The sequence below is a fragment of the Streptomyces zinciresistens K42 genome (genome assembly GCF_000225525.1).
GTDB classification, from domain to species: domain Bacteria; phylum Actinomycetota; class Actinomycetes; order Streptomycetales; family Streptomycetaceae; genus Streptomyces; species Streptomyces zinciresistens.
On record NZ_AGBF01000487.1, the window covers coordinates 1 to 511 of the forward strand.

1 protein-coding gene is annotated in these 511 nt (G+C 68.9%); it reads right to left on the reverse strand.

Translation table 11 applies throughout. The annotated features are described in order from the left end of the window. Window positions 1–511, reverse strand: a 511-nt coding sequence (locus SZN_RS37335; protein WP_007506640.1) for an acyltransferase domain-containing protein, incomplete at both ends; no start/stop codon positions are given.

Sequence of the window (511 nt, forward strand, 5' to 3'; positions counted from 1 at the left end):
CGTCGAGGAGTTCCTCACGGATCGACTCCACGTGCGAGGAATGCGACGCGTAGTCCACCGCGATACGCCGAACCCGCACCTCCTCACCCTCCAGAGCCACCAGCAACTCGTCCAACGCAGCCGGCTCACCCGAAACCACCGTGGAGGAAGGCCCGTTGACCGCCGCAACCGCCAAGCGGTCACCGAAGCCCGCAACCCTCTCCCGTACCGTCTCGGCGGGCAGCGCGACCGACGCCATACCCCCACGCCCCGCCAGACGCTCACCGATCACCCGACTACGCTCAGCAACGATCCGGGCACCGTCCTCCAGGGAGAGCGCACCGGCGACGACGGCCGCAGCAATCTCACCCTGCGAATGACCCACCACCGCAGCCGGCACCACCCCGAACGACTCCCACAACCGGGCCAGCGACACCATCACCGCCCACGACACGGGCTGCACCACATCCACCCGGCCCAGACCACCCGCCAACTCCACCCGCAGATCCCACCCCACGAACGGCGCAAGAGC